General features: G+C 54.8%; 33 protein-coding genes and 1 tRNA gene. 26 read left to right on the top strand and 8 right to left on the bottom strand.

Annotation, left to right across the window (positions count from 1 at the left end):
• The first annotated feature begins 113 nt into the window (after positions 1-113).
• The 5 genes from AURMO_RS08680 (at position 114) to AURMO_RS08660 (ending at position 3,558) form a co-directional block, all read left to right on the top strand.
• The gene (locus tag AURMO_RS08680; RefSeq protein WP_162532718.1) at positions 114-536 is read left to right on the top strand and encodes a hypothetical protein; all 423 of its coding nucleotides are present in this window, start codon (positions 114-116) and stop codon (positions 534-536) included.
• Positions 529-924 (top strand): hypothetical protein, encoded by a 396-nt coding sequence (locus tag AURMO_RS09030; protein WP_204163615.1) that lies wholly within the window; start codon positions 529-531, stop codon positions 922-924. The genes AURMO_RS08680 and AURMO_RS09030 overlap by 8 nt, the downstream gene beginning before the upstream one ends.
• Before the next feature lie 8 nt (positions 925-932).
• The gene (locus AURMO_RS08670) at positions 933-1,895 is read left to right on the top strand and encodes an FAD:protein FMN transferase (protein ID WP_110234779.1); all 963 of its coding nucleotides are present in this window, start codon (positions 933-935) and stop codon (positions 1,893-1,895) included.
• Positions 1,892-3,427 (top strand): 2Fe-2S iron-sulfur cluster-binding protein, encoded by a 1,536-nt coding sequence (locus AURMO_RS08665; RefSeq protein ID WP_110234778.1) that lies wholly within the window; start codon positions 1,892-1,894, stop codon positions 3,425-3,427. Before AURMO_RS08670 ends, AURMO_RS08665 begins: the two co-directional genes overlap by 4 nt.
• 48 nt (positions 3,428-3,475) lie before the next feature.
• Positions 3,476-3,558: transfer RNA gene (locus tag AURMO_RS08660), tRNA-Leu, on the top strand.
• Positions 3,559-3,636: 78 nt separating this feature from the next.
• Here the strand turns inward: AURMO_RS08660 and AURMO_RS08655 are convergent.
• The 3 genes from AURMO_RS08655 to AURMO_RS08645 all read right to left on the bottom strand — a co-directional run bounded on the left by AURMO_RS08655 (position 3,637) and on the right by AURMO_RS08645 (position 4,704).
• On the bottom strand, positions 3,637-3,912 hold the full coding sequence (locus tag AURMO_RS08655; protein ID WP_110234777.1) for a hypothetical protein: 276 nt from the start codon (positions 3,910-3,912) through the stop codon (positions 3,637-3,639).
• Position 3,913: 1 nt separating this feature from the next.
• Positions 3,914-4,288, bottom strand: coding sequence for an EndoU domain-containing protein (locus AURMO_RS08650; RefSeq protein ID WP_110234776.1), 375 nt, complete (start codon positions 4,286-4,288; stop codon positions 3,914-3,916).
• A 122-nt stretch (positions 4,289-4,410) separates the two neighbouring features.
• Complete coding sequence (locus AURMO_RS08645) at positions 4,411-4,704, bottom strand: helix-turn-helix domain-containing protein (protein ID WP_110234775.1); 294 nt, start codon at positions 4,702-4,704, stop codon at positions 4,411-4,413.
• A gap of 111 nt (positions 4,705-4,815) precedes the next feature.
• Here AURMO_RS08645 and AURMO_RS08640 point away from each other — a divergent pair, with 111 nt between their 5' ends.
• The 5 genes from AURMO_RS08640 to AURMO_RS08620 all read left to right on the top strand — a co-directional run bounded on the left by AURMO_RS08640 (position 4,816) and on the right by AURMO_RS08620 (position 9,283).
• Positions 4,816-5,982 carry an adenine-specific methyltransferase EcoRI family protein gene (locus tag AURMO_RS08640; RefSeq protein WP_110234774.1) on the top strand — a complete coding sequence of 389 codons (1,167 nt, stop codon included), beginning with the start codon at positions 4,816-4,818 and terminating at the stop codon, positions 5,980-5,982.
• Positions 5,979-7,145, top strand: a complete 1,167-nt coding sequence (locus AURMO_RS08635; protein WP_110234773.1) for an HNH endonuclease family protein — start codon at positions 5,979-5,981, stop codon at positions 7,143-7,145. The genes AURMO_RS08640 and AURMO_RS08635 overlap by 4 nt, the downstream gene beginning before the upstream one ends.
• 412 nt (positions 7,146-7,557) lie before the next feature.
• The gene (locus AURMO_RS08630; RefSeq protein ID WP_162532717.1) at positions 7,558-8,073 is read left to right on the top strand and encodes a hypothetical protein; all 516 of its coding nucleotides are present in this window, start codon (positions 7,558-7,560) and stop codon (positions 8,071-8,073) included.
• Positions 8,074-8,269: 196 nt separating this feature from the next.
• The gene (locus AURMO_RS08625; RefSeq protein ID WP_110234771.1) at positions 8,270-8,674 is read left to right on the top strand and encodes a hypothetical protein; all 405 of its coding nucleotides are present in this window, start codon (positions 8,270-8,272) and stop codon (positions 8,672-8,674) included.
• Positions 8,675-8,866: 192 nt separating this feature from the next.
• A complete protein-coding gene (locus AURMO_RS08620) occupies positions 8,867-9,283 on the top strand; it encodes a hypothetical protein (RefSeq protein WP_110234770.1) in 417 nt (138 codons plus the stop codon).
• A gap of 82 nt (positions 9,284-9,365) precedes the next feature.
• On the opposite strand, the gene AURMO_RS08615 is transcribed toward AURMO_RS08620, so the two are convergent.
• From AURMO_RS08615 to AURMO_RS08600, 4 genes are all read right to left on the bottom strand, one after another.
• Positions 9,366-10,037, bottom strand: a complete 672-nt coding sequence (locus tag AURMO_RS08615; protein WP_110234769.1) for an HAD hydrolase-like protein — start codon at positions 10,035-10,037, stop codon at positions 9,366-9,368.
• Between the two features lie 68 nt (positions 10,038-10,105).
• Complete coding sequence (gene nucS / locus AURMO_RS08610) at positions 10,106-10,801, bottom strand: endonuclease NucS (RefSeq protein WP_110234768.1); 696 nt, start codon at positions 10,799-10,801, stop codon at positions 10,106-10,108.
• A 5-nt stretch (positions 10,802-10,806) separates the two neighbouring features.
• Complete coding sequence (locus AURMO_RS08605; RefSeq protein ID WP_110234767.1) at positions 10,807-11,529, bottom strand: HAD family hydrolase; 723 nt, start codon at positions 11,527-11,529, stop codon at positions 10,807-10,809.
• Positions 11,526-12,329, bottom strand: coding sequence for an SDR family NAD(P)-dependent oxidoreductase (locus tag AURMO_RS08600; protein ID WP_110234766.1), 804 nt, complete (start codon positions 12,327-12,329; stop codon positions 11,526-11,528). The genes AURMO_RS08605 and AURMO_RS08600 overlap by 4 nt, the downstream gene beginning before the upstream one ends.
• 64 nt (positions 12,330-12,393) lie before the next feature.
• On the opposite strand from AURMO_RS08600, the gene AURMO_RS08595 reads away from it, so the two are divergent.
• The 7 genes from AURMO_RS08595 to AURMO_RS08570 all read left to right on the top strand — a co-directional run bounded on the left by AURMO_RS08595 (position 12,394) and on the right by AURMO_RS08570 (position 18,760).
• Positions 12,394-14,442 carry a M13 family metallopeptidase gene (locus AURMO_RS08595; protein ID WP_110234765.1) on the top strand — a complete coding sequence of 683 codons (2,049 nt, stop codon included), beginning with the start codon at positions 12,394-12,396 and terminating at the stop codon, positions 14,440-14,442.
• Between the two features lie 21 nt (positions 14,443-14,463).
• On the top strand, positions 14,464-15,849 hold the full coding sequence (locus AURMO_RS08590; protein ID WP_110234764.1) for a glycine--tRNA ligase: 1,386 nt from the start codon (positions 14,464-14,466) through the stop codon (positions 15,847-15,849).
• Positions 15,850-15,865: 16 nt separating this feature from the next.
• A complete protein-coding gene (locus AURMO_RS08585; RefSeq protein WP_110234763.1) occupies positions 15,866-16,765 on the top strand; it encodes a hypothetical protein in 900 nt (299 codons plus the stop codon).
• A 49-nt stretch (positions 16,766-16,814) separates the two neighbouring features.
• Positions 16,815-17,144 carry a YtxH domain-containing protein gene (locus AURMO_RS08950; RefSeq protein WP_162532716.1) on the top strand — a complete coding sequence of 110 codons (330 nt, stop codon included), beginning with the start codon at positions 16,815-16,817 and terminating at the stop codon, positions 17,142-17,144.
• A 2-nt stretch (positions 17,145-17,146) separates the two neighbouring features.
• Positions 17,147-17,581: a phage holin family protein gene (locus AURMO_RS08580; RefSeq protein ID WP_110234762.1), complete on the top strand. Its 435-nt coding sequence runs from the start codon at positions 17,147-17,149 to the stop codon at positions 17,579-17,581.
• On the top strand, positions 17,571-17,885 hold the full coding sequence (locus tag AURMO_RS08575; protein WP_162532715.1) for a DUF3618 domain-containing protein: 315 nt from the start codon (positions 17,571-17,573) through the stop codon (positions 17,883-17,885). Before AURMO_RS08580 ends, AURMO_RS08575 begins: the two co-directional genes overlap by 11 nt.
• An 86-nt stretch (positions 17,886-17,971) precedes the next feature.
• Positions 17,972-18,760: a uroporphyrinogen-III synthase gene (locus AURMO_RS08570; protein ID WP_110234760.1), complete on the top strand. Its 789-nt coding sequence runs from the start codon at positions 17,972-17,974 to the stop codon at positions 18,758-18,760.
• On the opposite strand, the gene trhO is transcribed toward AURMO_RS08570, so the two are convergent.
• Positions 18,750-19,655 (bottom strand): oxygen-dependent tRNA uridine(34) hydroxylase TrhO, encoded by a 906-nt coding sequence (gene trhO / locus AURMO_RS08565; protein WP_110234759.1) that lies wholly within the window; start codon positions 19,653-19,655, stop codon positions 18,750-18,752. The genes AURMO_RS08570 and trhO overlap by 11 nt on opposite strands.
• Positions 19,656-19,734: 79 nt before the next feature.
• Here trhO and AURMO_RS08560 point away from each other — a divergent pair, with 79 nt between their 5' ends.
• The 9 genes from AURMO_RS08560 to rpsN all read left to right on the top strand — a co-directional run bounded on the left by AURMO_RS08560 (position 19,735) and on the right by rpsN (position 25,504).
• Entirely contained in the window at positions 19,735-20,718 is a 984-nt protein-coding gene (locus AURMO_RS08560; protein ID WP_110234758.1) for a metal ABC transporter substrate-binding protein, read from the top strand.
• Positions 20,718-21,497 (top strand): metal ABC transporter ATP-binding protein, encoded by a 780-nt coding sequence (locus tag AURMO_RS08555; protein WP_110234757.1) that lies wholly within the window; start codon positions 20,718-20,720, stop codon positions 21,495-21,497. The genes AURMO_RS08560 and AURMO_RS08555 overlap by 1 nt, the downstream gene beginning before the upstream one ends.
• 2 nt (positions 21,498-21,499) lie before the next feature.
• On the top strand, positions 21,500-22,354 hold the full coding sequence (locus AURMO_RS08550; RefSeq protein ID WP_110234756.1) for a metal ABC transporter permease: 855 nt from the start codon (positions 21,500-21,502) through the stop codon (positions 22,352-22,354).
• On the top strand, positions 22,351-23,160 hold the full coding sequence (locus AURMO_RS08545) for a metal ABC transporter permease (RefSeq protein WP_110234755.1): 810 nt from the start codon (positions 22,351-22,353) through the stop codon (positions 23,158-23,160). The genes AURMO_RS08550 and AURMO_RS08545 overlap by 4 nt, the downstream gene beginning before the upstream one ends.
• On the top strand, positions 23,157-23,546 hold the full coding sequence (locus tag AURMO_RS08540) for a Fur family transcriptional regulator (protein ID WP_110234754.1): 390 nt from the start codon (positions 23,157-23,159) through the stop codon (positions 23,544-23,546). The genes AURMO_RS08545 and AURMO_RS08540 overlap by 4 nt, the downstream gene beginning before the upstream one ends.
• A gap of 66 nt (positions 23,547-23,612) precedes the next feature.
• Positions 23,613-24,596, top strand: a complete 984-nt coding sequence (locus AURMO_RS08535) for a type II toxin-antitoxin system death-on-curing family toxin (RefSeq protein ID WP_110234753.1) — start codon at positions 23,613-23,615, stop codon at positions 24,594-24,596.
• Between the two features lie 198 nt (positions 24,597-24,794).
• Complete coding sequence (rpmB, locus tag AURMO_RS08530; RefSeq protein ID WP_110234752.1) at positions 24,795-25,031, top strand: 50S ribosomal protein L28; 237 nt, start codon at positions 24,795-24,797, stop codon at positions 25,029-25,031.
• Positions 25,031-25,198 carry a 50S ribosomal protein L33 gene (rpmG, locus tag AURMO_RS08525; protein WP_096382799.1) on the top strand — a complete coding sequence of 56 codons (168 nt, stop codon included), beginning with the start codon at positions 25,031-25,033 and terminating at the stop codon, positions 25,196-25,198. Before rpmB ends, rpmG begins: the two co-directional genes overlap by 1 nt.
• Positions 25,199-25,504 carry a 30S ribosomal protein S14 gene (gene rpsN / locus AURMO_RS08520; RefSeq protein ID WP_110234751.1) on the top strand — a complete coding sequence of 102 codons (306 nt, stop codon included), beginning with the start codon at positions 25,199-25,201 and terminating at the stop codon, positions 25,502-25,504.
• Positions 25,505-25,676: the final 172 nt, after the last annotated feature.

Raw genomic sequence — 25,676 nt, 5'->3', positions numbered from 1 at the left:
ATAGACAGCTATCTTCAGGGTTTCTTCTGAGAAAAATTGGCTAAATCTTGGATTTTGTCGGGATATTCCTTGGATGGTCACTTCGTAACGTGGAAGGTATGAAGTCTCAACTCATGACAGCCCTCTCGATTGTGGGCGTACTCGGAACTGCCACCACGGCGATGGCCGTCAACACGGACGCATTGGCCACGTTGGATCCTGGCGCCATTGGCACCGCCACGGACACCCTGCTCCCCGATCCAGCTGCTACAGAAACTTCGGCCCCCACCGCGACCCCTGCCCCAGGAGACCCCGCGGCAACCGCTGACCCCTCTGCACCGCAAACTGGTGGCACAACAATAGGTGGCACTTCAGGTTCAGTGCCCGTCGTTCAAAACCCTCAGGCAGCGGTGGTCAATGGAACCACCGGTGGTTCTGGTAGTCGCGTTGATCCTGTAACCGGTGCAGCTGTTGTTCAGTATGACGATGATGACGAACACGAAGATGATGATCACGACGATGACGAAGACCATGAAGAGGAAGAAGACGATGACTAAGCGAGCTCACCCAGCTGAGTCTGCTCGAAAGCTCGTCGGCGTCGCGTCAGGTGTTGCCTTAGTGGGCATCGTGACAGGTTTCCAAGTCACGGCAAATGCGCAGGAGAGCGAACAGCTTTCCGGCACTGCTCCGACTACTCCGGCCGCCGTGGGAACTCCCAGCTCCGCAGCAGAAGTTCCAGCGACCGACGTGGCCCCAGAGGCCGTGCCAGCTCCTGCCGCAGCACCTGCTGCACAGCAGGTGAGTGCGCCAGAAGCGGCAGCTCCGGTGTCACCTGCTCAGGCTCCTGCTTCTGTTCCCGAAGCTCCGGCTGCCCCACCTGCTCCTGCAGCACCAGTAGCTCCCGCTGCCCCCGTTAACGGAACCACAGCGGGCTCCGGCGGCTAAACATTTCTATGGCAGACGATATTTCGAGAAGTGCCCTGCGCGCGGTTTTCACGCACACGAATTCCTTGCCCGGGGTGCTTTCGCGTCGCCAGAAGATCATGGGTGGGCACGGAACCATCACACTTGTCGGAGGAAACGAACAGCTGCTTGAACAGTGCTGGGCACTCGCCGACACCTGCGAGCAGTTATGGAGCAGGTTCAGAGATGACTCCGACATCTCCCGCATTAACTGGGCAGAAGGGAAGCCGGTGCGCGTCGCTCCGATGACTCATCAACTCATCGCGGCGATGATTTCCGGAAATACCGTGACGCAGGGGACCTATGACCCGACCCTGCTTCCCGATGTCCTCCAAGCCGGCTACGTCACCTCAGCTGTCGACAGTTCTCGCTCTACACGTCTTCCCGAATCAGCACGTGCTCCCGGCAATCTCAAGGGCATCCAATTTTCGGATGAGTTCGTTTCTGTTCCCCGCGGAACCACGCTCGATCCGGGCGGGATTGCCAAGGGATTTGCGGCAGACCTCATCGCCCAATTTGCTCTCGATCAGGGCGCCTATGGCGTGATGGTTGAACTTGGCGGTGACATTGTGGTGCAGGGCGATGCTCCCGATGGTGTGGCATGGCGATTAGGCGTGCAAGATCCGTTCGCACACGAAGGCCACGCCAGTATTGTTCGTCTGCAGCGAGGAGCTATCGCAACCTCAAGTCAAGTGAAGAAACGTTTTGGGGAGGGTGAGAATTCCACCCATCACCTCATTAATCCGGTGACGCATTCCAGCGCTCACACACAAGCACAAACCGTCACCGTTATTGCGGCTTCAGGTGCTCGAGCAGAAGTCTTGACCAAACGAGGTTTTATGGATTCACCTGAAGAATTCCTGTCCTGGTTGCCTAGTGTGGGTGGAGCAGGACTGATTATTTTTGCTGACGGCAGTCAGCAGGTTTCACCCAATTGGAGCACCTACGCATGAACGAACCACATATCTGGTGGTACATCACCCGAGCGAGCGCCCTCATAGCGTGGGCGCTGATGACGATGTCGGTGCTCTGGGGAATTCTGTTGTCCACGCGTGTGATGCGTCGGATAGATAACCCTGCGTGGCTCCAAGACCTGCACCGCTACTTGGGGGGACTGACCTTGTTCATGGTTGCCCTGCATATGGTCAGTCTGATGCTCGATGGCTGGTTGCAGTTTTCCCTCGCGGAGACGCTGGTTCCATTTGCAACTGATTTCAAGCCGCTAGCTGTTGCCCTCGGCATCGTCTCGTTCTATATCTTGCTGGCGGTCCAAGGCACGTCACTGTTTATGAATCGTTTGCCACGGAAGTTCTGGAAGGGTGTGCACTACTCCAGCTATGCGGCACTGCTTCTCGTCGCGCTTCACGCAGGGTGGTCAGGCACAGATGTGAGCTCATGGTGGTATCGAGTACTCGCCATTGTCTTGATCTCCGTTGCCACCATTGCTGTGCTGGTGAGAATCATCACGGGCACTAAAACTGGCAGCGCACGTCCCGTGGCCCGAGAGGAACCACCCTCGATTTCAGCGCAAGCCGCTCCTGCCCGAACCGCGTCTCATGACACCAGGACCATGGTGGTAAGTACGCTTCAGGAAGTCGCTCAGGGCGTTCTCGCCATTCGACTTCTCCCCCTCGGGGGAGTCCAACTCCCGGTGTGGCATCCCGGCTCTCACGTCACTCTGCATCTTCCCAATGGACTGCAGCGGCAGTATTCCTTATGCGGGGATCCCGCCGAGCGCACCCACTTTGATATCGCCGTGCTCAAAACAGAACAGTCAGAAGGCGGCAGTGAGTGGATTCACGCCAACCTTTCTCCCGGCATGACACTGGAGGTTTCTGGCCCGCTGAACCACTTTGAACTCGAGCCCGCAAATGAGTATCTCTTCATTGCGGGAGGAATTGGCATCACTCCGATCAAGGCCATGATCGAATCTCTTCCGGAACGACGAAAGTGGAAGCTGGTCTATGCCGGCAGAAGCCGCAGCACCATGGCCTTCCTGGATGAACTGGTGGAACGTTATCCCGATCGAGTCACCGTTCATGCTTCGGATGAAGCCAAGAAACCACTTGATGTCTTCGCGCTGACAAAGTCGGCCACGTCGCAGGTTTATTGCTGCGGCCCGGAATCCCTGATGGCCACAGTGTCTGAATACGTTCCAGCTGACCGCATGCACCTTGAGCGTTTCGTTGCTCTTGAGCGAGAGAGCGCCTCCCCTGCGCAACCCATCGAGGTGACATGCAGAAAGAGCAAAAAGAGCTTCGTTGTGGATGCAGACGAAACCATCTTGGAAGCATTGGAAGAAAACGGCCTCCCGGTACTGGGCTCCTGCAAGAAGGGGGTCTGTGGAACATGTGAAGTGCGTGTGGTGGAAGGGAAACCTATTCACCTCGACTCAGTTATGGATGATGCCGAAAAGGATCGCCTCAAGGTGATGTATCCCTGTGTCTCGAGAGCAGAGGGCGGCAAGCTCGTTCTTGACCTTTAGGCCTCAAATGGCGCAGGGGCATCACTCCGTGATAGCCTCGACCAGTTCGCGCGAGTGGCGAAATGGCAGACGCGCTGGCTTCAGGTGCCAGTGCCCGCAAGGGCGTGGGGGTTCAAGTCCCCCCTCGCGCACGAACGAAATCCCCGGTATTCATACCGGGGATTTTCTTTTTGTTCGCTTGCTCACTGGTGCAGAGAACAGGGTTGGAGCTATGCGGCGTGCGCCACCTTCATGAGCTGGCTAAGACTGTCTTCTGACCACGAAGTTCTGCTTGTTGAATAAAACTCATTGAGCTCACGCCAGAATTTTTCAGGAATGGAGACATTGTTCGCGATTGCCCAATCAACCGTGAAGTCAGCTGCACAGCCCTCTTCCCCGCACTCAAGAAAGTCAACGACGACCTTCCTCAACGGCTCCTCCATGCGCGCCGACATTGCGTCAAACAAATCCTGTGCGATGGGGGCAAGTGCTCTCATGGTTTTCATGTTACTTCCTCCTGTCTTGTCTCAGTAAGGGCAAAGAAACCCTCACCCCATTGATGTTCTTAAACACTCCATTTCCCCTTAAGGGGTAGGCCGTTTTCACTGCCCTTCCACCATCTCTATCGAGAGCAAAAACTACCCTCAGCAAAACTCCGTCGACAATCCCATCGAAGAACACAGCTTGTTTCTCAATCTCAATGCTCAACGCCTGTTTCTGGATATCCAGAACCGCACATTCGATCCGAGAAAGTGTCCAGTACTCGGGAAATTCAGTCTTTCCCTCAATACCTTGCCCCGCTAAATGACCCCCACCATTGTCGTCACCAAACAAAATGTGCAACCAGGTTTCGGCGGATGGATATTGAGGCTTCGGTCGCATGCCTTCAACCTAAAGAAGCTGATGGTCTCCAAAGCCCCTCAGCAATGAAGATGTTGATAAATCTCGACTGTTGCGCGCTGTGGAGAATCGAAGAGATTATTCAGGGCATCTCGTTGAAGCACTTAGCTTTGTCGCGCCTTGATGAGCTCCGCCGCCGTCAGTTTATGGGGCCTCTTCGTGACCATGTCCCCACTCAGCCCAGCAATGAGTAAACCGGGATCAATCTCAAGAACGCTGGCGATGCGCAGCAGAGTATGCAGGTTCGGATTGGCCCGCCCACGGTCGATCTTGCCGTAGTTGGACACGTGCATTGCAGACATGTGCGCCACATCTTCCTGGCTTAAGCCCAGGCCCTCTCGGCGTTCACGAAGTCGACCCCCAAGAATTTGAGCCGCTGCAGAAGCAATTGAATCCATGCCTCAAGCGTTCCGGCATCACTCTTCATTAACCAGAGTTTAAAAGCCTGAGGTATTAACGCTACTTTTAACCCCTATCCGCGACGCCGGTCGCGGCATCAGGGGGATGCGGTGGCTAACGAGAACCTGGGAAATGCCAAGAAGGCAAAGAACGATGAGTTCTATACGCAGTTCAGCGACATTCAGAAAGAAATGAACGCGTATCTGGATTACAACCCAGATGTGTTCAAGGGAAAGACCGTCCTGCTGCCGTGTGATGACCCGGAGTGGAGCAACTTCACCAAATACTTCGCGCAGAACTTTGAATCGTTAGGGCTCAAGAAGCTGATCAGCACCAGCTATGCACCGGACAGCAAACCTGATGCCATTCCCTACCAGCCAACGCTGTTTGAAATTGAGAGCCCCGGTTATGACCCCGAGAAGACCCAAACAAAGGGCAAGATCTTCACTCTTACTCATGACAAGACGGGTGACAACGTCATCAACGTGGATGACCTTGAATGGTCCTACCTCGAAGGCGGTGGAGATTTCCGTAGCGAAGAGATTACGAAGCTGCGGGATGAGGCAGACATCATCGTCACGAACCCGCCGTTTTCTTTGTTCAGGGAGTTCCTAGCTTGGCTCGTAGAGGCGGACAAAGACTTCGTCATCATCGGCAACATGAATGCGATCACGTATAAAGAAGTCTTCCCGCTCATCAAAGAGAACAAGATGTGGTTAGGTGTCACCGCTAACGGAAACGACCTGGTGTTTCGAGTGCCAGAAGGATATGAAGTCTCTGAAAGCGACAAGCTCAAGGCCGAAAAGCTTGGGTACGTCGGAGATTTCACAAGGCTAGGAAATGCCTGCTGGTTCACCACTCTTGACCATGGTCGCCGCCACCAGCCACTGTCATTGATGACAGAACAGGACAACATCAAGTTCAGCAAGCACAAGGAAGTTCGCGATTTTGGCTATTCGAAATACGACAACTTTGATGCAATAGAAGTGCCTTTCACCGATGCTATTCCTAGCGATTTCCCAGGTCTAATGGGGGTGCCAATCAGCTTTCTCTCCAAGTACAACCCTGATCAATTCGAAATTCTCGGCAACATGGATGATCACGAAGAAATGAAAAAGATCGGAGTGGCCCCTCTGAGCGAAGAATTTATTGCCGGATACCGAGCCGTTGGTGGAACGGGAGCGCAACGTGCTGGCGGTTACTGGGTCGGGCTAACAAACCCTAATCGTTTTCCGTTTAAGCGAATCTTCATCAAACACAAGCAGGTGAACAAATGAAAACCTCCCTCAACACCTACACCGTCAAGGAACTCTCTGAGGGCTTCGTCTATAACGAACTCGAGGGCAGAGGTCTCTTTGGTTTGGCTGGGCGTCTAACTATCCAACCTGAGTATCAGCGCAACTACATCTATGCCGACGGCAAGAGAGACGTTGCTGTGATTGAGTCTCTGCTCAAGGGATACCCCTTGGGTTTGATCTATTTCAACAAAGTTCATGAAGACAACCTGGAAGTCCTTGACGGCCAGCAACGCATCACGAGCTTCGGTCGCTACATCACGGGCAAGTTCGCGATCAAAGACGAACGGGGCATGGAGCAGTACTTTTCTGGTCTCCCTGCAGACAAGCAAGAGATCATCTTGAGCTCCGAGATTCTCGTTTATGAGTGCGAAGGCACTGAGAGCGAAATCAAGGAATGGTTTAAGACCATCAACACCGTGGGCGTTCCTTTGAACGAGCAGGAACTTCTCAATGCCGTTTACTCAGGTCCGTTTGTGACGGCAGGTAAAGCGGAATTCAGCAATAGTCAGAACTCCAACATCATGAAGTGGAGTGCTTACATCAGCGGCTCTGCTCAGCGTCAAGACTTCTGGGAACGTGCTCTGGAGTGGGTGAGCAAGAGCAAGGACAACATCGGTGGCTATATGAGCCAGCACCGTAATGACAAGAACATCACGGAAGTGAAGAACTACTTCACGTCCGTGATTGATTGGGTCTCTTCGGTGTTCACGGACGTGGAGAGCGAGATGCGTGGATTGGAGTGGGGCCGTCTCTATGAAAAGCATCATGCCACTGCCTATAACCCCAGCAAGGTATCCGCTGCTGTGCAGGAACTATATGGTGACCCTTACGTGAAGAGCCGTAAAGGGATTTGGGAGTTTGTACTGGGCGGCTCGGTCGAGACCAAGCTGCTAGAAGTTCGCGTCTTTGATGAAGCTACTAAGAAGTCGACTTACGTGCAGCAGACGAAGACTGCCCAGGAGGCCGGTGCTTCTAATTGTTCACACTGCGCCATGGGACATGACGCCAACAAAGCTAAGGTGTGGAAGCTCGACGAGATGGACGCCGACCATGTTGCCGCCTGGAGCAAGGGCGGTGCCACCTCTGCCAGTAACTGTGAGTTGCTCTGCAAGACGCACAACCGTGCAAAAGGTAATCGCTAAAGATCCACACATCAAGGACTTCTCATCCAGTTCTACACAACTGAGTAAGAGCGGGGCTTTCTCCACTGCTACGTGAATTGAGCCTCAGCGCCATCATCATGAGTGCAACTCTGCACTCATGATGATGGCAGGTCTTCCCCGAGACAAGAACGCTCATCGGTGCATGAAGGTTCTCATCGAGGAGTTTCATTGGGAGTTTGTTCCTAGCTCGGGGAGGGCAGCCCACTCGTCTGGATGGCTTCGTTGCCCGGGAGGTTGTAAGTGCTCGGTTTACTCCACGGCTTCGAATACAGCTTTCTACATATGGCGGGAAGCAAAGAAGTGCGATCACGGTTTTGCACCAATGCGGGAACACTGGTGAATGTTGGCATTTGCCAACATTCCTGATATCATATCTTCGGGAGGTACTCACATGCAGACCTATTTTTTTGACGTAGAAATCGAAGAACTCGATCGCGAAGACGAGACATGGATTGATTTCTTCGCCACCCGAAAATTCGAAGCCTTCTTTTCGTGGCGTGATTTTCAGACGTATCTCAATTGTTATGTTGAAGCAGAAACTCCAGGCGAGGTGCTTGACATGGTTTTCACGGAAATTGCCAAAACTGAACTTTCTGTCCTGCGCATTGTTGTAGATCTCATCGGAGTGCAGGACATCGCAATTGATTACAGTGTTTCTCGCGAAACCGCGAGATTGTGGGCTAATGGTCACCGCCGCAATGGATTCCCCAAGCGCTTCACCCAGGTGGGAAACAAGAGTGCGTGGGCTCGCTCTGACGTTCACGCGTGGGCAGTGAAGAACAATCTTGCTCGTGAGGCCACAGAGCAGCCGCTCCCCATCGATGTCGTCGAAATGTTCAATGGAGATCTGGCCAGATCCCGCATAGGGAATGAGCTGCGGCCCCTCACTGTGTCACTGAGTGAATGACCTGTAGGCGCCCGAACTGTCTCAATATTTGCGATAGTTCGGGTTGAAGAGAAATTTTCAGCACAACTGTTCTCAACAAGGCCGATATTTGTTCACCACATTGTTATCGACTAATAGTCTGTTTTTGCTCAGCTAACTGCCAGAATTGCAGTGCGCACCGTTGCGCACCCACCCTCATACATAAGGAGTCATCTTCATGGCTAAGTTCACCTTGCGCAAGGTTGCTGTTGTTGCAGCAATCGCTTCTGTTGCTACCTTCGGTCTTTCTGCATGTGCAACCCCTGCACCAGAGCCCACTCAGTCCGCAATCGGTGGAGACATTGTTGCTCCTATCGAAATCAACTACCAGGACATCGATGGCCAGACTCTTGAATTGGTTGTCGGCCAGGTTGTCAACATCAACTACGGCGGCATCAACGATGGCGAAATCGAAGTTGCCATCTCAGACAAGAAGGTCGTCGAGTACTCGGCAGCTTCTTACGAGGACGACACTCAGTTCTCTGCTGGTCTGCTCGCTCTCTCCGGTGGCGAGTCAACTGTCACCTTCACCTTCGCTGGCGAAGAGCCCAAGGTTCTCAACATCCAGGTTCTCCTCAAGTAATACTTTTACTTCAGAAAGGGCGTCCCTACGGGGGCGCCCTTTCTGTGTTTCCCTAGGAAATATTGCTTTCAGAAAACTCCCAGACTACACACAGGTAAATCCCAACTTAAACCATTGGTACAGAGATAACGTTGTCTCAAGAGCAACCCGCTCACACAGCACAGACTTCACAACCCAAGGAGAAAAGCAACCATGATGAAGAACAAGAACATCGCAAAAGCAAGTGCATTCGTAGCTCTCGCAGCTGCTACTGCAATCAGCCTTTCGGCATGCTCCACCGCAGCTGACGAGGACAGCTCGGCTAACGACGAGTCCAGCGAGTCCAGCCAGGTGGTGGCACCCACAATCATTGACGTCGCAACCGCAGACGGACAAACCATTGACATTAGCAACGGTGGCTTTGTCGACATCACCACCGGTGACACCGACCCAGCTGACTGGTCTGCAGTGATCTCAGACCCCGCAGTCGCAGCATTCACCGCTGGTGGCAAGTCTGGCGATGCAGTTATGAACCCTGGTCTTCAGGGAACTGCAGCTGGAACCACCAAGGTTGAGCTGACCAATAAGACCACTGGTCAGGTTGTCACCTTCACTGTCAACGTCAAGTAAGTACCCCTAGAAAAACAAGCACGGCCTCCAAAAAAGCAACGGCCCTTCCCGAATACGGGAGGGGCCGTTAGCCGTTTAACTTCTAGTTGCCTAGGAGAAGCTCACGCAAGCGATCAGCGGAGTACACCGTGGCAATAGCACCGGTAGCTTCAGTAGGTGAGCCGTATCCCCACTCCACGATGATGGTGGGAACGTTGTGGGCGGCAGCGCCCTCGACGTCATAAATGCGGTCACCAATGAGAACGGCTTGGCTGGTATCTGCGCCTGCTTTTCCGAGCTCAGAAAGGGCATGACCCACCACATGAGCCTTCGAGGTGCGAGCATCATTCTCTGACGCACCAGCAATGACGGTGAAGTATTCGGTGAGACCAAAGTGATCCAAGATGGGTCGTGCCTGGGTCTCGGGCTTGCTCGTGGCAATAGCCAGGGGAACTCCTGCATCGCGAAGCGAATCCAGCAGACCAACGACACCGGGGAAGATCGCGGAGTCAAAAGCACCGTCTCGACGGAAGTCATTGCGGTAAATCGCCAGTGCCTCACGGGCCTTCGCTTCTGAGAGACCAGCGCGCTCTTGCAGTGAGGCTAGAAGTGGCGGACCGATGTAGGCCATGAAGTCTTCACGGGAAGGAACAGGAAGTCCTAAGTGCTGAAAAGTTTCTGTCAGAGCATCAATGATGCCGGGGGCGGAATCCAGGATGGTGCCATCCAGATCAAAGAGGACAGAGGACCACGTGCGCGTAACGACAGAATTCATAACTTGGCAAGCTTAGGCGTCAAAGCCCTGAACAGCGGGAAGCCACCAAGGCTTTTCTCCCTGAAATGTTAGAACAGGCGACCGTGCTTGTCTTCGATGCCCCGCATCTCGTCGTAATCCAAGATGAGGGTTCGAATGCCACGATCTTCAGCCAAAGTCTTCGCCTGTGGCTTGATTTCTTGAGCAGCGAAGACACCGGTGACTGGTGCGAGGTGGGGGTCACGGTTCATCAACTCGAGGTATCGGGTGAGTTGTTCCACGCCATCAATTTCTCCGCGGCGCTTGATCTCCACGGCAACAGAGTTGCCATTCTCATCGCGGGCAAGAATGTCTACCGGCCCAATCGCGGTGAAGTATTCACGACGAACAAGGGTGTAACCCTCGCCGAGGAGTTCTATCTGGGCTGCGAGGAGTTCTTGCAGCTCTGCTTCAACACCGTTCTTGATGAGCCCGGGGTCTTCACCGAGCTCATGCTCCACGTCGTTGTAAATCTCATAGATGCTCACCACGAGCATGTCTGCTGTCTTGGCATGTGTCACACGCCAGATCTCGGTCACACCGACATCGGCCTGATCTTTCTCTGGCTCTTCTGTGGCGAGGGTGCAGGGCGGGCTCATCCAGTTGAGGGGCTTATAGGAGCCACCATCTGAATGGATAAGAAGTGAGCCATCTTGCTTGAGCATGAGCACACGGGTTGCCAAGGGGAGGTGGGCACTGAGCCTTCCGGCATAGTCCACCGAACATTTAGCAACAACGAGACGCATGAGAATTAGGCTACTTCGCCTGAACCCAACAGAAGTTCCAACAACTCGGTTTCATTAGAGACCGTGGCCATCGCGCCAGCAAACTCTTTCTCGTGGGCATAGCCCCAGCGCACCAACACCGTGGGGATGCCGTTGAGTGCAGCTCCATCGGTGTCATAGAAACGGTCACCAATCATCAGGGCGTTGTCGTTGCCCAACTGCCGCAACACTTCAGCAATGACGGAGGCCTTGTCCTTGCGTTCTTCATTCCCGCCCACGATTGCGGTGAAGTAGGGCGTCATGCCATAGGCATCGCAGAGACGCTCTGCTTCGTGTTGAGGCTTGCTTGTGGCCACACCCATCGGGATGCCCGCTTCATGCAGTGTCTTGAGCGTGGAAAGAATCCACGGGAAGAGTTGTTGATCCTTGAGACCATCACGTTCAGACAGAGAGCGGTAGTAGGCACGTGATTCATCAATGCGTGCTGTGCCAATGAATCGAAGTAACGAAGTTCCGGTCGGGGGACCAATCAAGAACTTGAGCTGGTCATCGCTCGGTGGTGTCACACCGAAGTGCAACAGCGTTTCACGCAATCGACGAACAATGGCCACAGCTGAATCCAGCAGGGTGCCATCCATATCCCACAGCAGAGGAGTCCACGGACCTTCAGTCTTCAACACGGGTCCTGGGGTGTAATCAACCTCAACCGTGGTGGGTGGGTTGTGTACGACGTCGGGATGTTCACTCATGCCAGGGGCACGCGTTCTTCACCGATGGTGTTACCCCCGTCAACGGTGACAACCTGGCCGGTGATGTAGCTGGCGCCAGGAGAAGCCAGCCACGCAACGGCGGAGGCAATCTCGTCAGGGTTTCCACTGCGCCCAGCAGGAACCAGCCTGCCCTCGGCAGCCTCAGATTCCAGCTGGCTACCGGTGGCAATCCAACCGGGAGCAACGGCATTAGACGTAATACCGTGGTGGGCTTCGTCAACGGCAAGGCCACGAGTGAGGCCGACCATGCCTGCCTTTGCGGCGGCATAGCCAAGGTCTCCCCGTGTGGCCATAGATGATCCAGACACGCTTGTGATGTTGATGATGCGACCCCACTTGGCAGATCGCATGAAATGCACCACGGTCTGGGTGGCATGGAAAGCCGTGGTGAGGTTCATCCCCAATGAGTCGTTCCACTCAGTAGTGGTCATGTCGATGCTGCCTTGAGCGATGGTTTCGTCAGAAACGGTGACCATGCCTGCATTGTTAACCAGGATGGTGGGCTGGGCAGAAACATTAGCTAAAGAAGTGACCAAACCAGCAGCGCCTTCTTCCGAGTCGAGGCGGCACACAATGCCCACGACATCGATGTCGAGGGCTTCGAGTTCACGTGCACGATCGTGAATGCGATCGGTTGTCCCGGTGATGATGACTCGGGCACCAAGCTCACCTAAGGCCTTGGCAGAGGCGAAGCCAATGCCGGTGGCACTGCCCGCACCGGTGATGAGTGCAGTCTTGCCCTCGAGTGTGAGCGAAGGGGGAAGCTGGGGAAATGCCATAACTTCAGGCTACCTAACAGCGAACATGCACGAAGTGCGCCCGGCCAACTTCTAGGCTGGAGGAATGAGTGATAACACTGCCCTCTCTGGAATCGACATCACTGAGCTTGATGAGAAGGTTCGTCCCCAGGATGACCTCTATCGCCATGTGAACGGCAAGTGGGAAGAGCGCACGCCTATCCCCGCAGACAAGGCTCGCTATGGCTCATTCCACATCCTCGCTGAGGAAGCAGAGAAGGCCGTCCGCGACATCATCATTGAGGGACAGAACGCACCTGAAGGTTCTCAGCAGCGCACCGTGGGTGATCTGTACACCAGCTTCATGGACACCGAACTGATCGAATCTCTCGGAGTTGCCCCCATCGAATCTCAGCTGGCATTCGCTGGCAACGTGGCCACCATCTCCCAGCTGCTCGACACTGTCGCTCGTCTCGAGCGCCACGGTGTGGGTGGCTTTATGGAGCTCTTCGTGGACAACGATCCAGGGAACCCTGAGCGTTACCTCGTTTTCACCGAGCAGGGTGGTCTCAACCTTCCTGATGAGAGCTACTACCGCGAGGAGAAGTTCGCGTCAGCTCGTGAGGCCTACCTTGGCCACATCCAGCGCATGTTTGAACTGACCGCAGAGCACCTGCCCTCCACGGCGGGCCTCGACAACGCCGCTGTTCGTGCCCAGCGCGTGTTTGATCTCGAGACTGCGCTCGCCGCAGCGCACTGGGACAACGTGAAAACCCGCGACTCTGTTGCCACCTATAACCCCATGAGCTGGGCAGAGGTGAAAGAACTCGTAGCAAAGGGTGCACGCAGCGCCATTGAGCTCGAAGCAACTGTGGGCTCGGATGTGGACCAGCACGTGGCAGATCTGGATATCTGGATCACCGCTTTGGAAGCACCTGCAGGTGCTTTGGACATTGTCGTTGTGCGCGAACCCAGCTTCCTCGAAGGCCTCGGCGCTCTGCTGACCCAAGAGCACCTCGAGGCCTGGCGCGATTGGCTCAGCTGGAACATCATCCACTCGGCAGCCCCATTCCTTCCAGCTGTCTTTGTGTCTGAAAACTTCGACTTCTATGGCCGCACCCTCACTGGAACCCCTGAACAGCGCGAGCGCTGGAAGCGCGGTGTCTCTCTGGTTGAAGGATCCATGGGTGAAGCAGTGGGCCGCGTTTATGTGGAGCGTCACTTCCCTGAGCGCGCCAAGGCTGAGATGGATGTTCTCGTTGCGAACCTCATCGAGGCATACCGCGAATCCATCACCAACCTGGATTGGATGAGCGAAGAGACTCGAGCTCGTGCACTGGAAAAGCTCGACAAGTTCACTCCCAAGGTCGGCTACCCCGTCAAGTGGCGTGACTACTCGGCTCTCGTGGTGAGCCCCACTGACCTGGTGGGCAATATGCGCCGCGTTGCTGAGTTCGAGTTTGCGCGCGAGCTGGGCAAGATCGGCAAGCCCATTGACCGTGATGAGTGGTTCATGACTCCCCAGACCGTCAATGCTTATTACAACCCGGGCTTCAATGAGATTGTGTTCCCTGCTGCAATCCTGCAGCCCCCCTTCTTCCACCCAGATTGGGATGACGCAGCCAACTACGGCTCCATCGGTGCCGTCATTGGCCACGAAATCGGTCACGGCTTTGATGACCAGGGCTCACGCTTTGACGGGGATGGCCTGCTCACCGATTGGTGGACGGACGCTGACCGCGAAGCATTCGAGAAGCGCACCACGTCACTCATTGATCAATACAACGAGCTGTCCCCGAAGCAGGTCCCTGGCCACTTTGTGAACGGCGAGCTCACCATCGGTGAAAACATCGGTGACCTTGGTGGTCTGGCTATTGCCTGGAAGGCCTACCTCATTTCCCTCAAGGGTGAAGAGCCTCCTGTGATTGACGGTCTCACCGGTGCACAACGCTTCTTCCTGAGCTGGGCACAGTCCTGGCAGCAGAAGGGTCGCGATGAAGAAGTGATCCGCCTGTTGGCCATTGATCCCCACTCACCCAACGAATTCCGTTGCAACCAAATCATCCGCAACATCGATGCGTTCTATGACGCTTTCGATCTCCAACCCACTGATGACCATTGGCTCGACGCCGACAAGCGCGTCAGCATCTGGTAGTCCTCGGTAAGATTGCTCGTTATGGCCCCCAGCACTCGTCTTGACTCAGTAATTGCCCTCGCTCAGCACCGCGGCTTCGTTTTCCAAGCCGGTGAGATCTATGGTGGATCCCGTTCTGCCTGGGACTACGGCCCCTTGGGTGTTGCCCTCAAGGAGAACATCAAGAAGCAGTGGTGGAACTTCATGGTTCAGCGCCGCGACGATGTTGTCGGCCTGGACTCGTCTGTCATTCTTCCCCGCAAGGTGTGGGAAGCATCCGGTCACGTAGAGGTTTTCTCTGACCCACTCGTGGAGTGCACCAGCTGCCACAAGCGTCACCGCGAAGACCACCTGATCGAGGCATTCGAAGAGCGCAAGGGCCGCGCTCCAGAAGGCGGACTCGCAGAAGTTCCCTGCCCTGACTGTGGTACTCGCGGCGCATGGACCGAACCCAAGCCTTTCTCTGGTCTGCTCAAGACCTACCTCGGCCCCGTGGCTGAAGAAGCAGGTATGCACTACCTGCGTCCCGAGACTGCCCAGGGCATCTTTGTGAACTTCGCCAACGTGTTGCAGGCAGCACGCATGAAGCCTCCCTTCGGCATCGGCCAGATTGGAAAGAGCTTCCGTAACGAGATCACTCCCGGAAACTTCATCTTCCGCACCCGTGAGTTCGAACAGATGGAGATGGAATTCTTCGTCGAGCCTGGCACGGACGAAGAGTGGCACCAGTACTGGATTGACCAGCGCTTCAACTGGTATGTCGACCTGGGTATTGATCCTGAAAACCTGCGTCTCTACGAGCACGCCAAGGAAAAGCTCTCTCACTATTCCAAGCGCACCGTGGACATTGAGTACCGCTTCGGTTTCCAAAGCGGTGAGTTCGGTGAGCTTGAAGGTATTGCGAACCGCACAGACTTCGACCTCAAGACTCACTCGGAGCACTCCGGCAAGGACCTCTCCTACTTCGACCAGAACAAGAACGAGCGTTGGACCCCCTACGTCATCGAACCTGCGGCTGGTCTGACTCGTTCTCTCATGGCTTTCCTCGTGGACGCCTATGTTGAAGAAGAGGTCGAGACCGCCAAGGGAGGAACCGACAAGCGCACGGTCTTGAAGCTTGACCCACGTCTGGCCCCCATCAAGGCAGCTGTTCTTCCTCTGTCTCGTAATGAGCAGCTCTCGCCCATGGCTAAGGAGCTGGCAGCGGAATTGCGCATGTCCTGGAACATCGACTTCGATGACTCCGGAGCTATCGGCCGCCGCTACCGCCGCCAGGATGAGATCGGCACTCCGTTCTGCATCACCGTCGACTTTGAATCCCTCGAGGACAAGGCAGTGACTGTGCGTCACCGCGACACCATGGCTCAGGAACGTATCCTCATCGAGGACCTGCACATGTATCTCGCACTTGCTCTCAAGGGCGCATAAGTAAGAGGTAGAAACTATGGCCGCAGCAAAGGCAGCAAACCGCTGTGACGTGCTGGCCATCGGCAGCGACCTTGCCGTCTTTGCCGCCGCATTGGATTGCGCACGCATCGGACTCAAGGTTGATGTGTGGATACCCAAGGCAGATGAGAATCAAGGTCCGGCTAACTTTTCTCACCGCGGCGGGGTCGTGGCCGAGCTCTTGGATCAACTGGGTGTCTCCTACGACATCGTCATCCCCGCACCAGGGGAAGAAGAAATCTGTGGCATCCCCGGAAACCCTTTCTCGCTTCGTGTGAGAAAGGCTCTGGGCTGGGGCGGTGCCTGGCGGGTTTATCTTGATCGCATCAAACCGGTGCTCACCATCGGCACCGAGCCCAACCTCGGCAAACTGGTTCGCACGCGGATGGGTGAGGCAGCCCTGGAGAAGTTGGTCAACCCCGTTGTGCTCGAGCGCTACGGTCTTCCTGCGGATGAACTGAATGTGGACGCCGTCGCGCAGGGACTTTCTCAAGCAATGACCCGGGGCGGGTCATTGAGTAATGGCGTTCTCGAACTTCTGGCCGAAGACCCCCGCGTTGCACAACGTGTTGTTGTTCCCGGTGGAACAGAAGCAATCACCGCGGCTGCGACGAGCAAGCTTGAATACTTCGCTGCCACCGTCACCAGAGTTGCTGACCCCACCAAGAAGTTGGCATCGGGGTATAAGAAAGCCGGGGTCGTGCTCGCAGACTTCGGAGATGTTGAACTTCCTGAGGGCATCGACACCGAGCGGGTTGCTGAAGTGGGTATTTCCTCCGAGAACCCAGGTTTAGAGCGGGCAATTCCCGCTTCTCAACATGCCGCATTGAGCATGCGCAGAGTCCTTTTGAGTGACCCTGAAAAACCTCCCGTTGGGACTCTCAGCTTCGAGGGCTAGGCTATAACCGCAACATATGCGATTTTTGACATATTGAACGGAAGAAATCATGAGAGGCAAGTTCCTTTTCATTGTGGGTCTAGCTATTGGCTACGTCTTTGGTACTCGTGCTGGACGTAAGCGCTACGAGCAGATCAAGTCCGCAGCTCAGAACATCTGGGAATCAGAACCCGTTCAGTGGTCGGTCAAGCAAGCACAGGACGCCGTCGGCGATGTTGCTGAAGAAGCCATCACCGCCGCCAAGCGCGTGATCCACCAGGTCACGGGCGACAAGCCTGCTGCCAAGAAGGCACCAGCAGCAAAGCCCGCAGCTAAGCCTGCTGCGAAGGCAGCGACCGAACCCGCTGCCAAGGTAGCCCCTAAGCCTGCTGCGAAGTAATCATGGCAACCGCATCATCTTCTCCTGACAAGGAGAGCACTCAGAAAGAAGAGCGTTCGCTCTTCACTTTGCTGCGCGATCTGCCTGGCATTCTGATGGACCTCGTTCGCGCAGAGTTTGAACAGCTCAAGCGCGAGATGGCTCGTAAGCTCAAGAGCCTAGGCATTGGCGCAATCCTTGTTGTGATCGCGCTTGTCCTGTTGAGTTTCCTCACCTTCACTCTGCTGCTGGCTGGCATCTTCGCGCTTGCGCTCGTGATGCCACCCTGGGCAGCAGCGCTCACTGTCTCCGGAATTCTCTTGCTGGTGATTCTTGGTCTGATCGGCGCTGCCGCTGTTCAGTTCAAGAAGGGCAGCCCACCTCTTCCCACCGAGACGTTCGACAGTGTTGTGAAGGACTCTCACGCATTCAAGGGAGATGGCGACTATGGCATCTAACTCCAAGCTTTCTAAGGTTTCAGAAGACGAGTTCTTTACAGAGCCTTCATTTGTTTCCACACTCAGCAACGCTGAACTGCAAGAACACCTTGCTGCCACCCGCGACAAGCTCTCCTCCACATTGGATGAGCTGGAAGACAAGGCCAACGTTCCCAAGAAATTGGGTAAGGCAAAGGATCGGTTGCAGGAACGCTTCACAGTGATGAAGCAGGAGCAGCCTCTGGTTCTTCTCGGCATTGGCGTGGGAGCTGTGGCCCTTGCAGGTGCAATTATTGTGGGCGTATTCCGCTCGGGTCGTCGATAACCTTTTGGTTACAGTCCCGCCATTAAAGGCGGAAACTGGTTTTCTCAGTTTGTTGTCTTGCGCAACAGTCGGTGACAATAGAGGCGATGTCTTTTACCTCTCCTATTGAGACGCGTCCCCTTTATGGGCATCGCGTACTTGTGCCTCGCGGTGGACCTTGGGGCGACTCTGTCGCATCCGCTCTCCGCGCTAAAGGCGCATCTGCGGTAATTGCACCAATGGTGAACTTTGCTCCAACCGATGATGCACCCGCACTCGAGGCTGCTCTCAAAGAACTCGCTGCTGGTGAGTTCGACTGGATCACCCTGACCAGTGCAACCACAGTGGATGTGCTGATGGCACACCAGGCTGTCATTCCTCCCACCACCAAGGTGGCATGCGTGGGTGAAACCACGGCTACCGCGTTGGCTGCAGCTGGATACAAAGCAGACCTCGCTCCCAGCGAAGAGAACACGGCGCACGGTCTGCTCGAAGAATGGACCACAGCAACTGGTGGTGTCGTTCCGCTTCGTGTTCTCACCCTGCGTTCACAGATTGCTGTTCCCGTGTTGACTGAAGGTCTCATCCGCATCGGCCACAGCGTGAAGTCGGTTGTTGCCTACCGCTCGGTCGGTGTTGATGTTGCCGAAGGCGTCATCAACGATGTGCGTGCCGGCAAGATCACCGACATCTTGGTGACCTCAGGTTCGGTTGCTGAACAGATCTCCATTCAGATCGGTGACATCCCAACGAAGACCCTGGTCTCCGCTATTGGTCCTCGCACCGCAAAGGACGCTGAAGCATTTGGGCTCCGCGTTGATGCCGTTGCTGAAGAGATCAACATCGAATCTATGGTCGACCTGTTGGTCGAACGTGCTCTGAGCGTTAAGCCGTAACTTTCGCGTGTTCTTCGCAGAACACATCCACCGCTGCACACTCTTCGCAGACGACCATCTGTTCGCGGCACATCTTGTCCGCGCAGTTAATCATGTGGTTTGACTTCGTGCCGCAGCACTTACACGTTCCGATCAGGGCAACATCGGGTGCAAAGTTCATGGAGATGCGCTTGTCGAAGACATAGAGCGAGCCCTCCCACAGACCCTGGTTTCCGCGCGCTTCGCCATAGCGAACTATGCCACCATCAATTTGGTAAATCTCCTTGAAGCCACGTGCTTTCATGATGGGGGTCAAGATTTCGCAGCGAATACCGCCGGTGCAGTAAGTGACAATGGGCTTGTCCTTGATGTGGTCATACTTGCCACTTTCGAGTTCACGCACGAAGTCATGAGTCGTCTTCACATCAGGAATGATGGCGTTCTTGAAACGGCCAATCTCTGCTTCCCACGCATTGCGACCGTCGAAGAAGACAACTTCGTCCCCGCGCTCTTCAACGAGTGCGTCGAGTTCGTGGGGCTTGAGCTTGGTTCCGCCACCCACGATGCCCTTGTTGTTGACTTCGATCTCGTCAGGAACACCGAAAGCCACGATCTCTGGACGTGCCTTGACGCTCAGGCGAGGGAAGTCGAGGCTCAGGCCGTTCTCGTCAAGACCGGTGCCGTCACTCCACTTGGCATCCATCTTCTTGAAACCGGGGTATTCCTTGGTCTTCCTCAAATACATCTTGACGTCGTCGATGTCTCCACCGACGGTTCCGTTGATGCCGTGCTTGGAGATGAGGATGCGTCCACGCAGGTTCAAGCCTTCGCAGAGGTCGCGCTGCCAGAGGCGAACAGCCTCGGGGTCAGCTACGGGTGCGAATGCGTAATACAGAAGAACTTTGGGGACTGCCATGTATATAAGGGTACGCGCCCGAAGCGAACATCGCACTATTCATATTGACAATCATTCTCAATAAGAATACTTTCGAGTTATGAAAGTTCTTGGAATCCTTGCCGCCAGTGTGCTCATTGTCGGCAGCCTGAGTGCCTGCTCATCTCCGTCGGCACAAAGTGAAGAATTCCAGGTAGTTGCAACCACCACTCAGGTCACCGAGTTCACGCGTGCCGTTGTCGGGGACACGGGCACAGTGACAGGACTCATTCAACCCAATCAAAGTGCACACTCCTTTGACCCTTCTGCAAAGCAACTGCTTGCCCTTTCCCAGGCGGATGCAGTCGTCATCAACGGCGCTGACCTTGAGCCATGGATTTCAGATGCTCTCTCTGCCTCAAACTTCTCGGGAGAGATCATCGATGCGTCAACCGGAATAGAGCTCTTGGCAGCCGGCGAGGCAGAAGAAGACCACGCAGCACACGCAGCAGGAGATGAACATGCACATGGAGAAGGTGATCCCCACATCTGGACTTCTCCTCTCAAAGCCCAAGTGATGGTGAAAAACATTGCGACGGGACTTGAGGCAGTGAACCCTGCAGACGCCACTGTGATGGAAGACAATGCTGCTTCCTACTCAGCACAACTTGCCAGCCTCAATGAGTGGGTGATGGCAAACTTTGACCAGGTTCCTGTTGACCAGCGATTACTGGTGACTAACCACGATGCATTTACCTACTTCGTCTCGGAATATGGCATTACCTTTGTCGGCTCTATCATCCCCAGTTTTGATGACAACGCAGAACCCAGCGCAGCTGAGATTGATGCTCTGATTGCGTTGATCAAGCAGTCTGGCGCCAAAGCTGTTTTCTCTGAGGCGTCCATTTCACCCAAACTGGCTAAGACCATCGCCAGCGAAGCGGGCGTGAAGGTGTATTCGGGTGACAATGCCCTCTATTCCGATTCCCTTGGAGTCACCGGCTCCGATGGTGAAACCTACATCAAGGCAACCATTCACAACGTCACCATGTTGATGAACGCGTGGGGCTATCCCGTCCTGCCACTACCTGCGGAGCTGAGCTGATGAGTCCACGCACCAGACCGATTCCCATCATTACTGATGATGCTCTGACCATCACTGGCGGTGCATTTAGCTATGGCAACACCCCTGCACTCACCGAGGTCAACATCTCAGTGAAGCCGGGTGACGCGATGGCACTTATCGGTCCAAATGGCTCGGGGAAGTCGACCCTGCTCAAGGGAGTGCTGGGACTCATTCCTCTCGTTGAAGGCTCGATGGGTTTTGGAAAGACCGCGGACTCCGTCGGCTATCTACCTCAGACCGAACATATTGATCCCGAGTTCCCGGTCACCCTCAAGCAGGTCGTGATGATGGGTCGCTACCGCAAGTTGGGTCTCCTGAGATTCCCCGGCAAGGCAGACCGCGCAGCTGTTCGCTCCGCGATCGCTGCAGTCGGTCTGACCAATGTTGCCCACAAGCGCTTTGGCTCTCTTTCTGGCGGTCAACAGCAACGCGGCTTCTTGGCCCGTGCCCTGGCATCCGAGCCAGGACTGCTGCTCTTGGATGAGCCCTTCAACGGCCTGGACCAGCCCAACCGTGATGCACTTCTCCAGACCATTCGCGAGCTCAAGAAGGCAGGCGTGGCCATCATCGTGACCACACACGACCTCGACCTCGCTCGCGAGGTCTGTGACACCGTTCTGTTCGTGAACGGTCAACAGATCGCCTTCGGCCCCAAGGACGAGGTTCTCACTTTGGCCAACCTGCAAGAGGTATTCCACGAATACCAGGTTGAAATCGATGAGCACACGGTAGTCGTGCCAGGTCACGAAGGCCACTAGTCGTGAATCTGCTCGACTCACTCACCACTGCATTCGCGCTGCCCTTTATGGGTCGCGCGCTGTTGGTGTTGATTGTGTTGAGTGTGGCTGCCGGAGTGATTGGTGTCTTTATTAACCTTCGGGGGCTTGAGTTCCTCAGTGATGGCCTCACCCACGCGGTGTTCCCTGGTTTGGCAGCGGGCTTCGTCTTTGGCGGGCAGGGCGGTGTTCTCATTGGCGCCCTTGTCGCTGCCGCTGCAGCAACAATCGTGCTTACCCTGATGAGCAATAACCGGGTCACCTCCGATGCGACGACAGCCATTGTTCTCACGGCCATGTTCAGCATTGGTGTGATTATTGTCTCAGCTTCCCCGGGTCGAGCCGGCGGCCTCGAGCAATTGCTTTTTGGTCACCTGCTCACCGTGACAGACAGTGAAGCCATCACCACTGCGGTTGTTGCTGGTGTTGCGCTGATGCTGGTGCTCCTCACGTTCCGCCGCCAGGTCTTCCGCGCTTTCGACCCTGAAGGCAGTGCTGCTGCCGGCTATCGCCGGGTCAGCACAGAGCTTGTCTTGAACGTTTCAATCGCCTTGGTCATTGTTGCTGCTTCGAATGCGGTGGGTAATCTTTTGGTTCTCGCGGTACTGATTGTTCCGGGGGCACTCTCTCGTTTGGTGACCACCAAGCTGGGTGGCCTCTTTGCTGTTGCTGTGGGAGCAGCCCTTCTGGCGTCCTGGATTGGGCTGGCTCTGGGATTCAACATCTCGGTCGTCGGCGGTGTTGATGTTCCGGCGGGTGCAACCGTTGCGCTCAGTTTTGTGGCGTTCTATGCAATCGCTTTGATTGTGCGCGTGCTCCGCAAGGGGGTCAACGCATGAGTTACTTCGAACGTGCCCTGATTGTCATCATGCTGGTGGGAGCACTCGCTGGCCTGGCTGGTGTCCTGGTTGTGCTGCGCAAAAGAGTGCTCTTTGCCCAGGCGCTGACTCACGCAACTTTTCCCGGTGCAGTCATTGCCACCATCCTGGGAGCTAGCCTCCAGATTGGGGCACTCATTGCCTGCATGAGCTTGGCCATCATCTTGAGCTTCCTCAGCAGGATCCGCGGACAAGGAACACAGGCCGCCTCGGGCGTGATGCTCACAGCAGGCTTTGCTGCCGGAGTTCTGCTGCAGGCAATGAACCCGAGCATCCCCATTCAGATAGACAGTTTCTTGTTTGGTTCCATCCTCTCGGCAACATGGGTTGATGGACTGGTTGCCGGTGTTGCTCTTCTCGCGGTGATTGCAACGATGCTCATCTGGGGCAAGCAGATCCTGTTCTTCCTCTTTGACCCCGAAGCCTTCGCAGCAACCGGCGCCAAGCCATGGATGCTGGATGCGGTGCTTCTCCTGATCACCACTGTTGCTGTGGTGGCTGCTCTGCCGGCGGCAGGAGCAATCCTGGCCATTGCTTTGATTGCTGCACCTGCTGCCGCTGCTCGCTATTTCACCGACAAGATCAATGTCATGTTCTGGCTGGCGCCAAGCCTCGGAGCGCTTGCCGGTGTAGCAGGCTTGCTCATTTCTCGCTGGCTGGGTGTCAGTGCAGGAGCCAGCATTTCACTCGTGGCAGCGACCATCTTCTTTATTGCATGGGGAACCTTCACCATGCGCCGTCCCGCTGTGAGGGGAGTAGCTGCATGAAGCGCAACACGTGGCAACGCGAAGCAGTCAGAACTGCATTGAATGAGCGCGGAGATTTCATCTCTGCCCAGAAGCTGCACTCTGAGCTCAAGGCCAAAGGCTCCACGATTGGCCTGGCCACGGTTTATCGTGCCCTGACCGATCTTGTCACTGCAGATGAAGCAGATGCACTGCAATCACCAGATGGAGAAAACCTCTACCGCGCTTGTTCGAGTGATGGTCACCACCACCACCTGATTTGTCGCCAGTGTGGACACACTGAAGAAATTGAAGCCGAAGCGGTGGAGTCGTGGGCAGCCAAGGTCGCAGCAGAGCATGGATTTACCCAACCCCGTCACGTGGTGGACGTATTCGGCTTCTGCGGGAAGTGCAACTCAACTAGCTGACTCCAATGTCAGTAGTTCCGACTAGTTTTTCTCTGAGACGGAGGGGATTCACTAGAGAGGAACACAGTGGACCCCAAATCCGAAAATGAAAATTCGGTCGGGCTTTACAGGAGCAAAGACGGCTTAGTTGAATTACAAGTTCGAACCGATGGTCAGTCAGTCTGGCTCAATCGCCAGCAACTTTCAGTTCTCTTCAATCGAGATGTGAAAACCATTGGTAAACACATCACGAATGCAGTAACTGAAGAACTAGCTGGCCTTAGAACTGTCGCAAAATTTGCGACAGTTCAACTCGAAGGTTCCAGGCGGGTTGAAAGAGAGATAGAACACTACAGTCTTGATGTTGTCATTTCGGTTGGATATCGGGTCAAGTCCGTTGAGGGAGTTCATTTTCGCCGCTGGGCGGCTGAAGTACTCAGGCGATATTTGCTTGACGGGGTAGTTACGAATGATCGTCGACTACAGGAAATCGGTTCTCTCGTCAGAATTTTGAGCCGTGCTTCGAATGAACTCGTGTCAGGGATAGCAGATGTGCTTCAAGATTATTTGCCTGGTCTACGACTTCTTAAGGAGTATGACCAGGGAGTAATAATTTCTCCTTCAGGGATTACGCCTAGTTGGAAACTCACAATCGAGGAAGCCAGAAAAATAATTAGTTTGGTAGCTGACTCGTTTCCAGAAGACAGTCTGTTTGGAATCGAAAGAGGCGGCAGCCTGGAGGCAGTTGTTGAGGGGATCTATCAAGAATTTGCAGGATTTCCTCTGTATCCAAGCGTTGAGAAAAAGGCAGCAAATCTTTTGTACCTTGTCGTCAAGGACCATCCGCTTTCAGACGGTAATAAACGAAGCGCCGCAGTTCTTTTCGTTACATTTTTGGCAAAAAATGAAATCTTAAAGAACGAACAAGGCGAAGAGCGAATTTCAAATAATGCACTTGCAGCTCTAACTCTCATGGTTGCAATTAGCGAGCCGAAAGAAAAAGAGCTCATGATTTCATTACTGATCCGCATGTTGTCCCCGGCAGAAACGGTTACTCGTTTAGCTGCGTAATCATTGATTTCATGCCGAAGTTGAGCTGCCCGAGTTTGCTTTAAGAATCACACTCAACGTAGACTTGACCCTTGGCTGCGCGGAATTCCTCGCGTAAGCAGTACACGTTCTCTCTCACTTCGTGAGTTGTGGGTGTTCGTGTGCAGACAAGGAATCTTGGGCAAGACAATCCCGTCTTGCGGTATTAGGAGGATAGACATGGCTGCGACCTGTCAGGTGACCGGAGCCGTACCCGGCTTTGGGCACGCAATTTCACACTCGCACCGACGCACCAAGCGTCGTTTCGACCCCAACATTCAGAAGAAGACGTACTACGTACCTTCTCTTCGTCGTAATGTAACGCTGACTCTGTCGGCAAAGGGAATCAAGGTTATCGACGCACGCGGCATTGAGTCCGTCGTCAAGGACCTTCTCGCACGTGGGGAGAAAATCTAATGGCTAAGGCACAGGACGTACGTCCCATCATCAAGTTGCGCTCGACTGCAGGCACCGGTTACACCTACGTGACTCGCAAGAACCGTCGTAACACCCCTGACCGTCTTGTACTCAAGAAGTACGACCCCGTAGTGCGTCAGCACGTTGAATTCCGTGAGGAGCGCTAAATGGCTAAGAAAAGCAAGATTGCTCGTAACGAGCAGCGCAAGGTAATTGTTGAGCGTTACGCAGCTAAGCGTCTCGAGATCAAGAAGGCACTCGTTGACCCCAACGGTACCGACGCATCTCGCGAAGAAGCACGTATCGCACTGCAGAAGCTTCCTCGTAACGCTTCTCCCATCCGTGTTCGCAGCCGCGACGCGATCGATGGCCGTCCCCGTGGTGTTCTCACTAAGTTCGGTATTTCTCGTGTGCGTTTCCGCGAAATGGCACACCGTGGCGAACTGCCCGGTATCACCAAGTCGAGCTGGTAGTCCCAGTCAGATTTAAGCGTGAAAGCCATGGACCTCACAGTCCATGGCTTTCACTGTTTTAACCCTGTTTTAAACCCTCAACCTTGGGTCGAGGTCTTCTCGTGCCACGCCGACACGAATTGCCTGTAAATACGCGGATGTGCTGATACTTTTTCGATTGGTCATACAGACC

Source organism: Aurantimicrobium photophilum (genome assembly GCF_003194085.1).
Lineage (GTDB): Bacteria > Actinomycetota > Actinomycetes > Actinomycetales > Microbacteriaceae > Aurantimicrobium > Aurantimicrobium photophilum.
This window is presented reverse-complemented; position numbering and strand designations above follow the sequence as displayed.

Excerpts from the sequence above, each read along its gene's own strand:
- AURMO_RS08680 (WP_162532718.1), top strand. The coding sequence starts at position 114 with ATGACAGCCCTCTCGATTGTGGGCGTACTCGGAACTGCCACCACGGCG.
- AURMO_RS09030 (WP_204163615.1), top strand. The coding sequence starts at position 529 with ATGACTAAGCGAGCTCACCCAGCTGAGTCTGCTCGAAAGCTCGTCGGC.
- AURMO_RS08670 (WP_110234779.1), top strand. The coding sequence starts at position 933 with ATGGCAGACGATATTTCGAGAAGTGCCCTGCGCGCGGTTTTCACGCAC.
- AURMO_RS08665 (WP_110234778.1), top strand. The coding sequence starts at position 1,892 with ATGAACGAACCACATATCTGGTGGTACATCACCCGAGCGAGCGCCCTC.
- AURMO_RS08655 (WP_110234777.1), bottom strand. The coding sequence starts at position 3,912 with ATGAAAACCATGAGAGCACTTGCCCCCATCGCACAGGATTTGTTTGAC.
- AURMO_RS08650 (WP_110234776.1), bottom strand. The coding sequence starts at position 4,288 with ATGCGACCGAAGCCTCAATATCCATCCGCCGAAACCTGGTTGCACATT.
- AURMO_RS08645 (WP_110234775.1), bottom strand. The coding sequence starts at position 4,704 with ATGGATTCAATTGCTTCTGCAGCGGCTCAAATTCTTGGGGGTCGACTT.
- AURMO_RS08635 (WP_110234773.1), top strand. The coding sequence starts at position 5,979 with ATGAAAACCTCCCTCAACACCTACACCGTCAAGGAACTCTCTGAGGGC.
- AURMO_RS08630 (WP_162532717.1), top strand. The coding sequence starts at position 7,558 with ATGCAGACCTATTTTTTTGACGTAGAAATCGAAGAACTCGATCGCGAA.
- AURMO_RS08625 (WP_110234771.1), top strand. The coding sequence starts at position 8,270 with ATGGCTAAGTTCACCTTGCGCAAGGTTGCTGTTGTTGCAGCAATCGCT.
- AURMO_RS08620 (WP_110234770.1), top strand. The coding sequence starts at position 8,867 with ATGATGAAGAACAAGAACATCGCAAAAGCAAGTGCATTCGTAGCTCTC.
- AURMO_RS08615 (WP_110234769.1), bottom strand. The coding sequence starts at position 10,037 with ATGAATTCTGTCGTTACGCGCACGTGGTCCTCTGTCCTCTTTGATCTG.
- nucS (WP_110234768.1), bottom strand. The coding sequence starts at position 10,801 with ATGCGTCTCGTTGTTGCTAAATGTTCGGTGGACTATGCCGGAAGGCTC.
- AURMO_RS08605 (WP_110234767.1), bottom strand. The coding sequence starts at position 11,529 with ATGAGTGAACATCCCGACGTCGTACACAACCCACCCACCACGGTTGAG.
- AURMO_RS08600 (WP_110234766.1), bottom strand. The coding sequence starts at position 12,329 with ATGGCATTTCCCCAGCTTCCCCCTTCGCTCACACTCGAGGGCAAGACT.
- AURMO_RS08595 (WP_110234765.1), top strand. The coding sequence starts at position 12,394 with ATGAGTGATAACACTGCCCTCTCTGGAATCGACATCACTGAGCTTGAT.
- AURMO_RS08590 (WP_110234764.1), top strand. The coding sequence starts at position 14,464 with ATGGCCCCCAGCACTCGTCTTGACTCAGTAATTGCCCTCGCTCAGCAC.
- AURMO_RS08585 (WP_110234763.1), top strand. The coding sequence starts at position 15,866 with ATGGCCGCAGCAAAGGCAGCAAACCGCTGTGACGTGCTGGCCATCGGC.
- AURMO_RS08950 (WP_162532716.1), top strand. The coding sequence starts at position 16,815 with ATGAGAGGCAAGTTCCTTTTCATTGTGGGTCTAGCTATTGGCTACGTC.
- AURMO_RS08580 (WP_110234762.1), top strand. The coding sequence starts at position 17,147 with ATGGCAACCGCATCATCTTCTCCTGACAAGGAGAGCACTCAGAAAGAA.
- AURMO_RS08575 (WP_162532715.1), top strand. The coding sequence starts at position 17,571 with ATGGCATCTAACTCCAAGCTTTCTAAGGTTTCAGAAGACGAGTTCTTT.
- AURMO_RS08570 (WP_110234760.1), top strand. The coding sequence starts at position 17,972 with ATGTCTTTTACCTCTCCTATTGAGACGCGTCCCCTTTATGGGCATCGC.
- trhO (WP_110234759.1), bottom strand. The coding sequence starts at position 19,655 with ATGGCAGTCCCCAAAGTTCTTCTGTATTACGCATTCGCACCCGTAGCT.
- AURMO_RS08560 (WP_110234758.1), top strand. The coding sequence starts at position 19,735 with ATGAAAGTTCTTGGAATCCTTGCCGCCAGTGTGCTCATTGTCGGCAGC.
- AURMO_RS08555 (WP_110234757.1), top strand. The coding sequence starts at position 20,718 with ATGAGTCCACGCACCAGACCGATTCCCATCATTACTGATGATGCTCTG.
- AURMO_RS08545 (WP_110234755.1), top strand. The coding sequence starts at position 22,351 with ATGAGTTACTTCGAACGTGCCCTGATTGTCATCATGCTGGTGGGAGCA.
- AURMO_RS08540 (WP_110234754.1), top strand. The coding sequence starts at position 23,157 with ATGAAGCGCAACACGTGGCAACGCGAAGCAGTCAGAACTGCATTGAAT.
- rpmB (WP_110234752.1), top strand. The coding sequence starts at position 24,795 with ATGGCTGCGACCTGTCAGGTGACCGGAGCCGTACCCGGCTTTGGGCAC.
- rpmG (WP_096382799.1), top strand. The coding sequence starts at position 25,031 with ATGGCTAAGGCACAGGACGTACGTCCCATCATCAAGTTGCGCTCGACT.
- rpsN (WP_110234751.1), top strand. The coding sequence starts at position 25,199 with ATGGCTAAGAAAAGCAAGATTGCTCGTAACGAGCAGCGCAAGGTAATT.